The following is a 9723-nucleotide window of genomic DNA, read 5'->3' as shown; positions in this document are numbered from 1 at the left end:
CGGCACCAGCGGCTTCGTCCCGGTCGCACTGCTCACCGGCGTCAAAAACCTCGCCGGAACCGAAACAGACATGGAAGCCAATGGACGGTTGATCACCATGGATTCGCCGCCGATCGCAAATGACGATTATGTCAGCGTGGAAAGCTCCGGGTCCTGGACCATCGATGTTCTGGGCAACGATGTGGATCCGGATGCGGATTATCTGACAACGCTGGAGGTCAGCGGAATTGACGCTCAGCCCGGCAATGGATCCGTGTCGATTGTGAATGGTGACGTCATCTATACGCCAAATGCCGGATATGTCGGCAGCGACAGCTTCAGCTACTCGATCAGTGACGGCAAAAGCACCGATAGCGCGACCGTCTTCCTGTCCGTGGGCCAGCGTGATTTCACCGGAGAGAGCCGGGCGCTGAGTGTCGACCTGTCGCAGTCGAGCTACGCGTATGCGGCAACAGTCATGGCCTTCGGGGATTCGCTGACGCAAGGGTACAAATTCGGAAATCCGGATGTCGAAGGCGGGTTCCGCGACGATTTGTTCGATAACCTGTCCGCCAACAATATCTGGATCGACTATGTCGGCCGCTTCAACGATGGTCCCGAAGGCATGATCGACCGGGATCACAATGCCACACCGGGTCATACCCTGGCGGCAGCGCTGACCGATGATCCGGACGCTCCGATGAATTTCTCGTTGACCGTCGATGAGATCAATCCCGATGTGACCTGGTTCATGATGGGCACGAATGACCTGAACGGCCCAACGAAAGTCGATCAGGTTCTGGGTGGGATTCAGGCCTTGATAGACCAGTTCTACGCTCTGGAAGGGGCGCAGGACCGTCATCTAGTTATCTCGCTGGTGCCGGTGAAGCCCGAATTCGCGGATCTGGTTGCGGCAACCAATGAAGGCTACAGCATAGTCAATGGCGCAATGGTCGCCGGAGACGCAGGCAACGGCACCTTCGTTCCGGGCATTCGCCAGATCGTGAACTCAGAGGCTGCCACGCACCCGACGCTGCATCTGTTCGAGCCCCCGATCACGGAGAGTGAATTGCTGCCGGATCAGGTGCATTTCACCGATGCAGGGGATGCGCTTTATGCGCAGGCGGCGGCCGATCTCCTGGAAGAAGAGATTGGCTTTTCGGCCGGAACGATCGAAGGATCGGCAATCGCGCTGGATGCTGTGAATGTCATTGGCGGCGAGGCCGGGGACCTTCTGATCGGTGATGCGCTGGCGAACCTTCTGGACGGCGGCAACGGCAACGATATGGTGCGCGGCGGCGGCGGGGATGACAGCCTGCTGGGTGGCGCGGGAACCGACCGCCTCGACGGCGGCGCCGGGGCCGATACCCTGACCGGAGGAGAGGGCAATGACAGCTTCATCTTCGGTGCTGATTTCGCCCTGAATGCCCTCTCGGCCGATGTCATTCTGGATTTCGGCGATCAGGGTTCCGACCGCTTGGTCTTTGACCAGTCGCTTGGCGCGGCTACGGTGGCGGATCAGCTCGATGGGACGGGTGTCGTCATCACCATCAACGGGTCCGATATCGAGGTGGATGGGGCCAGTTCCGATCTGCTCAAGGGCAATTCGCTTGGCGGCGGCAGCTATGAGATCACTTCGGACACGTCGCTGGCTCTATTCGTTCAGGATCCCGATATTCTGTTGGCATAAGAGAAATGGCCGGTCGCATGGCGGTCTCATCCGACCGGTTCAAAGCCGTCGCAGCACAGGATGAACCCCGCATTGCCACCGCGCTCCCCCTTAGTCCGCTTGCATGAGGCGATGCATGACCGAAGAAGACACCAAGACCGATACCTCCCCCGCAGAGCCCCCCAAGGACCGCGTCGTCGACGCGCTCTCCGGAAGCGGCTCGGCGCTTGCGAAATACAAGGCGTTCTTCGTGGGCGATCCCTCCACCATGAAGCTTCTGCACTACGAAGCGGCGGTTCTTTTTGCCGCGCCGATGCCGGGTGCCCTGGGCTTCGCGCTCCGCAAGGTTTTGCTGCCAGGGCTCTTTGGCAAGGCGGGACGGGGGCTGAACTTCGGTCGCAATATCTCTCTGCGCTGTCCAGGACGCATGAGTCTGGGTGATCACGTCACAATCGATGATGGTTGCGCGCTTGATGCGCGGGGTGCCAAAAGCCCCGAAGACTTTGTGATCGGACCGCGGACCTTGATCGCCCGCGATACCTGCCTTGGGATCAAAAGCGGCTACCTACGCATTGGGGCAAACGGATCGATCGGCAGCCAGTGCTATTTCAGTGCGGTTTCAGGTGTCGAGATCGGCGATGACGCGATCATCGCGGGGCAGTGCTACTTTGGCGGGGGCCGGTACAAGACCGCTCTGGGAGCCGGGCCAATGGTCACTCAGGGGCTGATCACCAAAGGCCCGGTGGTCATCGGCGACGATGTCTGGATAGGCGCCGGAGCACGTGTGCTCGACGGGGTGCGCATCGGCAATGGTGCAATCATCGGTGCCGGCGCCGTGGTGGCCAAGGACGTTGCGGAAAATGCCATCGTTGCGGGCATTCCCGCCCGTCAGATCGGCAGCCGCAGCTGAGCGGGCACCCACGCCATTATAGCGTTTGGCGAAAAACCTGAGACATCAAGCACCCCTTAACGCGTTGCAATCTATGATTTCAGGCAGCGTTAAGGGATTCGAGTTTTCGCATAACGCTTTAGCAATGCCGGTTCAGTCGAGCATACCCTCATCCCGATACCATTGCGCGGTGCGGCCCAGGCCGTCAGGCAGTTCGATGGTCGGGTTGTACCCCAGAAGCTCACGCGCCTTTGAAATGTCGAAGGCGCGGTCTTTGGTAAAGAAATCGCACTGCCGCACTTGCAGCGGGGCGTCAATCCGAAGCGGACGCGCAATCGCCTCGGACAGATGCGCCGCCGCCAGCAGCATCGAGATGGGAATTCGCCCGCGCCGAGGCGGCACACCAACCGCCTTACCCACCATGGCCACAAGCTCCTTCAGGGTGTAGTAACGCTGCCCGGCCAGGATAAATGTCTCGCCCAGAGCGTTTTCGTGGGTCCCCAGCAGGATGATCCCATCCACCAGATCTGATATGTAGGTCAGGTGATACAGGACTTCGCCCCTGCCAAACATAATGAAGCGGCGGCGATGGATGGCGCGGAACAGTTTCAGAAAGCGCGTGTCGCCGGGGCCGTAGATGCCCACCGGACGAAAGATCGCGCCCGGAAGGCCAGACTTGATGGCTTCGGCCGCCAGAAGCTCGCCCTCGAGCTTCGTCTCCTGATAGACATCGCCGGGATTGAAAGGGGCATCTTCCTTTGCCGGGATCGTCGCGACATCGCCATGGACACCAGCAGTGGAACAATGCACCACCCGCGTCACACCGGCCTTATCCGCCGCATCAAGCACATATCGCGTGCCGTCCACGTTGACAGCGCGATAGTCGGCGGCATCAAGACTTGAGCCGCGATAATACGCAGCGATGTGAAAAACATGGGTGCAGCCCTGCGTCGCCTGTATCACGATCTTTGGATCGGTGATATCGCCTGCAACCACCTCCGCACCCCGCTCGGCAAGCCCGCGCGCGGCCTCTGGGCGGCGGGCGAGGACGCGAACGCGCCATCCCCGGTCGAGAAGGGTCTGGGCAAGATGCCCACCGGTGAACCCGGTCGCCCCAGTGACGAGCGCAAGGCGTTCTTCCTGATCGTTCATGTCCGGTCCTTTGTCTGTGTGCTCATACTGACCACCGCTCGCGCCAGTCCTGGAACACCATCAGAGCCCAGAGCACATGGCTGTGGTTCGCCCGGTTGGCAAGGTGTTCAGATTTCAGTTTCTCGACGAAATCGGCATTAAACAGCCCCTCCGCCGTCAGTCGGCGCTTGGACAGAAGCTCTTCCATGCGCGGACGATACTCATTCTTCAGCCAAGTCTTCATTGGCATCGAAAAGCCCTGCTTCTGACGGTAAATGCATTCGCGCGGTACGCGCTCTCCAGCTATCCGTTTCAACAAGGTCTTGAGACCTTCAGACCCGATTTTGAGGTGTTCAGGCACGCGATAAGCTAAAGATACGAAATTCTTGTCGAGTAAAGGAACCCGAGCTTCGAGCGACACCGCCATGGACATACGATCCACTTTCGTTAGACAGTTGTCAGGCAGATAGCTACGTAGGTCTACATAAAGTTGCTGATCAAGTTCCGAGCGGTCCCCAGCTCGGCGGATCAAATCGCGGATATGAGCAGCAAGATCAGTCGGTGCACGCCCAAGCGCTTCGGGTGTTAAAAGCGCCGCGCTTTGCGCTTCAGTCACGAATATGCGCCACCGTGCATGCGATAAACCCGCGTCAAGCTGTGCACCCTCCACAAATCGCTTAACTTTATTAACAGTGCTTTTTTTGGCCTCTGTGGGTGGGATGGAATTCACGATGGGCGCGATAACCTTGTTGCGCAAGGTGGTGGGGACCAAGTTCCAAGTGCGCGAGGCTCGTTGTGCCAGAAAAGTCTCATAACCGGCGAAAAGTTCGTCGCCTCCATCGCCCGTCAGTGCCACGGTAACATGTTCCCGTGCGAGTTCTGAAACAAGAAAGGTTGGAAAGATGGAAAAGTCTGCAATAGGATCGTCCATAAAATTCATCAACTGATCAAAGAGCGCGGGCACTGACGAATCGACTATCTTGACGTGATGCTCTGCACTTAGATGTGCTCCGACTTTTCGCGCCCAAGGCAACTCGTTATAACTAGCCTGGTCAAAGCCAATGCTAAACGCTTTTAGCGAACCCATGGCAGAAGCGACGAGTGAACTATCAACCCCACCAGATAGAAGCCCGCCTAAAGGCACCTCGCTCATGAGTTGCGCTTGAACTGAGGTATCGAGTTGCTCGGCGACCACTTCTTGCCATTGATCATCCGACCAGCCCGCCGTCGACTCATCGGAATGTGGTACGTCCCAATACCGGCGCAGTTTTTGCTCTCCCGTAGATAGATCCAGCTCGAGAAGCTGTGCTGCTTCAAGCTTGTTAACGCCTTGCAGAAGAGTGCGCGGCGCAGGGACATATTCCCACGACAAGTATTGCCTTACTGAGTCGACATCCAACTGTCGATCGACCAATCCTGTTTCAAGCAAAGCCTTGATTTCAGAGCCAAACACCAAATGCTTGCCCGTAGCCGACCAATAAAGCGGTTTGATACCCAGATGGTCTCGCGCCAGAAGGAGTTTGCCTGCACGGCGGTCATGAAGTGCAATAGCAAACATACCGTTCAGACGATCCACGAAGTTAGCTCCGTGCTCTTCCCACAAGTGTACAATCACTTCAGTGTCAGAGTTTGTCCTGAAAGCGTGACCTTTGGCTTCAAGCTCTTTGCGAAGTTCCTGATAGTTATAAATTTCGCCGTTGTACACAGTGGCCACACTGCGGTCTTCGTTGAAGATGGGTTGCTGTCCACCAGCTACATCAATAATGGCAAGCCGCCGCATGCCCATCGCTACTCGGCGATCGTCGTCAATATAAAAGCCCTCGTCGTCGGGACCCCTATGTACGATGGTATCGCACATGGCTTTGACCAGAGGTACATCCAATGGAGGTGCACTGGCAGCAGCAGCAATTCCCGCGATTCCACACATCTTAAAACCTTCCGATACGGTTGGAATACTGTTGCATCCGTTCGAAACGAACGGCGACACTCATACAAGCGGGCATAAAGAGTTGGATTTTCGATATGTCAGGCTATCGTACGCAACGAACCTTAACAACGCTATGGGCTCAGCCAAGGACACTGCAAATTCGGGCGTCAATGCCCATAGGTTGAAATAACCAACACTACTCATCGCTTCATTCCTAGTTTTTTACGAAACTGCATAGCAAGTTGGCGATGTAGGAATCGTGCAAAGGATTCATAGTCACCTTGAATCTGAGGCGTCGATTTACACGACTCTAGCCATGAACGGAAACTCGCGAAGGGGCGGGTCGGTGATAATTCGCCATTCGCGATGAACGCAAGCCGGCCAACCTTGTTGAATTCGCTACGAAAAGGCAGAGGGTCTGTGCCAGGTAGAACTGAGCGACAGAGGCGCTCGACCTCATCAAAAAGATGCGGTCGAGAACACAGTGCCGGGCGGCCTGCATTATCACCAAAAAAAAGGAATGGAAAACGCGCATGGTCACCAGCGAGTTGCCGCACTAATCTTCCTCTGGCACCAGACCATTTGCCGAACCCCCAAGGCAAAGCTGGCGCGCCACCAGCATCTAAGACACGTTCGATGGCGCGCGCTGTTAACTCACCATCTGGGAACGGACCTTCAGTGCCATATGCGAGCACTTCAAGCCCTTCCTTGGTCACTATCTGCCGCCCTGAAATAACAACTAGACGTTGCTCGTTCTTTGACGCGCTCAACGATACCGGTTCTTCGGTTTCAGCTATCGCCCATTCGCCGAGATGCCCCGTGTGCAGCCCGCCGAACGCATCTGCGCCGCAGGACTGCGTGAAAAGCAGAACTCCGGGGGTCGATCTTGGAAGGTCAAGCCGGTGAAATAGTCGGGAAAAGTTTGCTCCGGCGGCATCCAAAAATTTTGAGGGATCGAAGCAATCATGCAGATGTACGTGGGCATCAACTAAATACATTGCCTAAACATCTTTCGAAGCAACAACTACTATAAAAACGTCCTCCAGTTGTCGTGTCTTCGACACTAATTACCACTGTGGAGGCACCATTCGATCCCTTTCGGGACTCAATCAAAGAAATCTCTGAAACATTATCTGTGTCAAGGTTTTGTTTCTGAAAAAACTAATGGTCCGAGCCCATTTAAGAATTTGTCATCAATGTGCGATAGTCAGTAGCATTTGTTTCGAATCCTCTACAGTCTCAACGCCGTATAGCGGTGCATTTTCGACACTGCTGCTATGGGATGCCTGTGCTGAGCCAATTGGACATAACCCGGCTTCGTATGGCTGGTTTTAGAGTTGAATATAACCCTAAATACCCGGGGATATTAAATGTTTAGATACCTCTCGTAACACGATGCGCATTAGCGGGCAGAATGGTTCAATGATCAGCGCACAAGGAATTCCATCAAAGGGTAGCTCGTGATACCAAAGTTATGGAAATGATTTCTAACTGTTCTTTTATAAAACTTGTTTGTTCTTTGGATAATGGGTGAGACTGTTTTGGACAATAGGCGAGACATTCTGAAATTGCATCCCCACTCAGCTTACGCGGCACATGAGCAGTTTGATGTCATCGTGGTCGGTGGCGGTGTCTACGGTTTGATGATTGGCCTTGAAGCGGGTCGTATTGGTCTGCGCGTCGCGATTGTCGAGCGCAATCAAATCGGCGGCGCAACTACTGCGAACTGGTTTCGCATCCTGCACGGTGGGCTGCGTTACCTGCAAACACTCGACATCCCGCGTATCCGTGAATCCATTTCCGAGCGACGTTGGTTTCTGCAAAATTTTCCCGAACTAGTGCGTCCTATGGGCTTCCTTATGCCACTCTACGGAGACAAGATGCGGAGCCCCGGAGTTTTTCGCGCAGCATTTGCCCTTGATGCGCTACTGACATTAGATCGGAACACAGGTTTGTCACCCAATAGTACCCTTTCTCGCGGGCGAGTGCTGAGCGCCTCAGATGTTCAGGAAATCAGTTCGCATATCCGCACTGATGGCCTTCTTGGAGGGGCTCTTTGGAACGATGCCGTTGTAGAGGACGGCGCAGCCCTTGTCGCAGCTTTGCGATTCCAAGTCGAAGCATCAGGGGTTACCATCATCGAACATGCGGAAGCCGTAGCGCTCGAAACTGTTCGAGGTGCGGTGGCAGCTGTGACTCTACGTGGATCACAAGGATATGAGGAGAAGTTGCGGAGCCCTATTGTCGTGAATGCCACCGGCCCTTGGTGTGCGAAGCTGGCAGCAAAGTTTGACCAACCAACTCCTGAACTCTTTAGACCGTCTCTAGCATTCAACCTCGTTCTCGACTTACCGCCTCCAGCTCCATTCGGACTGGCGGTTTCGCCGCCAGCTCAAACGGATCCAACACTGTTCTTATATCCCATTGAAGGACACACGTTTGCCGGTACTTGGCACACTAATTGGCACGAGAGCTCTGACCCGGTTCATCCTGCACAGGATGATATCGATGCCTTCCTGGGCGCCCTGAACCTTTCGGTTCCGACACTTGGCGCAAAACGCGAGCACATTTTGAAGATCCATGCAGGATTGTTGCCGGCCAGTGAGGCTGGTACTGCAAAGCTCTCTGTGCGTGAGATCATTTGGGATCATGGAACCGCCGGAGGACCAATCGGCCTCTATACGGTCTCCGGTGTGAAATTCACGACATCCCGCCGGGTGGCAGGCAAACTTATGAAACAGGTCTTGGCAAGCAAACGTATAAGGGCTGGTCAGGATTTAGCCAATTGAACTGGATTGCAGCAATCACACCCCTTGCAGTATTTTTCATTGCGACCGCAATCCTGATTACGGATGCCGATCATGACAACTCAAGCGATATCGCGAGAGGCACTTCCGGCTTCGTCGCGGCATTTTCGGCAAATAATACCCGCGTATGGTTGATAGAGCCAGACATCGGTTTCTCTGATCAAGTCGGACCCGAAAAGCTATTCGAATTCTATGCTCTGGCGATGCAGGTCGCCAACATCGACTGGTCGGCAGAGTGGATCTGATGCTTTTCTTTGTTACTATATCCTTCGCGCCTTTTAAAAAGAACACCTGTGGGCACTGTGTTAAAACACGATTAACATCAACTGCCGCCATAACCCGGGGACATTTCGCCGTCGGCCAGGCGATTGAGAGTATTCTGCGGCGCACTAAAATAGATATTAAGCTACTATTTTTTAAAGGATTTTACCAACCGTTATTAGGAGTTGCTGGCAAATACACCAGACAGGTATCTTTTCAAAACCCATTGCGCTTTTAAGTAGTAATGAAAGGAATTCATGTGCCTACACCCATAAAGTCTGATCGCTTGGCTCACACCAAAGGTAGCGCGTTCAAAAAATACATGGCCCGGGTTGTTGGCAGCAACCGTATAGGGGCTTTCGTCCGCTACGAGCTTTATGTGACACTCTTCGCCGGCTTACCCGGTGCCTTGGGTATGTTTCTGCGCCAAAAGCTATATCGGGGATTTCTTGGAGATTGTGGGAACGGTGTCACATTCTCCCGCAATGTCACGGTGCGCTGTCCAGCCCGGCTTTTCGTCGGCAAAGGCACACTTATTGATGAACATGTTTGTTTCGATATTAAAAGCGCCACAGCCTCAATCCGATTGGGTGCAAGAAATCAGATCGCACAGGGTGTACGATTCGAAACTGGCTACGAGGGGCATGTCACGATTGGGGATGATTGTTTCATCGGAGCCTATACAATCCTGAACGGTTTTGGCGGCATTCACATCGGTAGCAACGCGTTGATCGCAGGACATTGCCATATTGTTTCAGGAGACCACGAATTCGGAGACATCTCTCTACCGATGAACCAACAGCCAATCACAGGCCAAGGTATAGTCATTGAGGACGATGTCTGGCTTGGCGCTGGCGCAAAAATTTTGGACGGGGTCCGCATCGGTCAGGGCAGCATAGTGTCGGCTGGTGCCGTCGTAAATCGAAATGTAGCGCCTTACAGCATTGTCGGCGGCATCCCTGCAAAATTGATAAAGACACGGGACCAGAAAATCTAAATGGCCGTTGTGACCTATGCCAAACCGCTAAAACCCAATTCTATGAATTCGGTGCAACTGTTA

General features: G+C 54.5%; 8 protein-coding genes. 5 read left to right on the top strand and 3 right to left on the bottom strand.

Annotated elements, in window-relative coordinates; translation table 11 throughout:
• Both ACR0LN_RS18480 and ACR0LN_RS18475 read left to right on the top strand, forming a co-directional pair.
• The coding region (locus ACR0LN_RS18480) for an Ig-like domain-containing protein (RefSeq protein ID WP_480431743.1) at window positions 1–1669 on the top strand (1669 nt) is incomplete at its 5' end.
• 115 nt (window positions 1670–1784) lie between these two features.
• The gene (locus ACR0LN_RS18475) at window positions 1785–2558 is read left to right on the top strand and encodes an acyltransferase (RefSeq protein WP_480431742.1); all 774 of its coding nucleotides are present in this window, start codon (window positions 1785–1787) and stop codon (window positions 2556–2558) included.
• Window positions 2559–2690: 132 nt separating this feature from the next.
• Here ACR0LN_RS18475 and ACR0LN_RS18470 read toward each other — a convergent pair whose 3' ends face one another.
• The 3 genes from ACR0LN_RS18470 to ACR0LN_RS18460 all read right to left on the bottom strand — a co-directional run bounded on the left by ACR0LN_RS18470 (window position 2691) and on the right by ACR0LN_RS18460 (window position 6593).
• Window positions 2691–3689, bottom strand: a complete 999-nt coding sequence (locus ACR0LN_RS18470) for an NAD-dependent epimerase/dehydratase family protein (RefSeq protein ID WP_480431740.1) — start codon at window positions 3687–3689, stop codon at window positions 2691–2693.
• Between the two features lie 22 nt (window positions 3690–3711).
• On the bottom strand, window positions 3712–5595 hold the full coding sequence (gene asnB, locus ACR0LN_RS18465; RefSeq protein WP_480431738.1) for an asparagine synthase (glutamine-hydrolyzing): 1884 nt from the start codon (window positions 5593–5595) through the stop codon (window positions 3712–3714).
• 200 nt (window positions 5596–5795) lie between these two features.
• Window positions 5796–6593 carry a hypothetical protein gene (locus ACR0LN_RS18460; RefSeq protein WP_480431735.1) on the bottom strand — a complete coding sequence of 266 codons (798 nt, stop codon included), beginning with the start codon at window positions 6591–6593 and terminating at the stop codon, window positions 5796–5798.
• A gap of 543 nt (window positions 6594–7136) precedes the next feature.
• On the opposite strand from ACR0LN_RS18460, the gene ACR0LN_RS18455 reads away from it, so the two are divergent.
• The 3 genes from ACR0LN_RS18455 (at window position 7137) to ACR0LN_RS18445 (ending at window position 9660) form a co-directional block, all read left to right on the top strand.
• Window positions 7137–8384: an FAD-dependent oxidoreductase gene (locus ACR0LN_RS18455; RefSeq protein WP_480431732.1), complete on the top strand. Its 1248-nt coding sequence runs from the start codon at window positions 7137–7139 to the stop codon at window positions 8382–8384.
• Entirely contained in the window at window positions 8381–8647 is a 267-nt protein-coding gene (locus ACR0LN_RS18450; protein WP_480431729.1) for a hypothetical protein, read from the top strand. The genes ACR0LN_RS18455 and ACR0LN_RS18450 overlap by 4 nt, the downstream gene beginning before the upstream one ends.
• Window positions 8648–8949: 302 nt before the next feature.
• On the top strand, window positions 8950–9660 hold the full coding sequence (locus ACR0LN_RS18445) for an acyltransferase (RefSeq protein WP_480431728.1): 711 nt from the start codon (window positions 8950–8952) through the stop codon (window positions 9658–9660).
• Window positions 9661–9723 lie beyond the last annotated feature (63 nt).

The organism is Ruegeria sp. AA6 (genome assembly GCF_056542865.1).
This window is presented reverse-complemented; position numbering and strand designations above follow the sequence as displayed.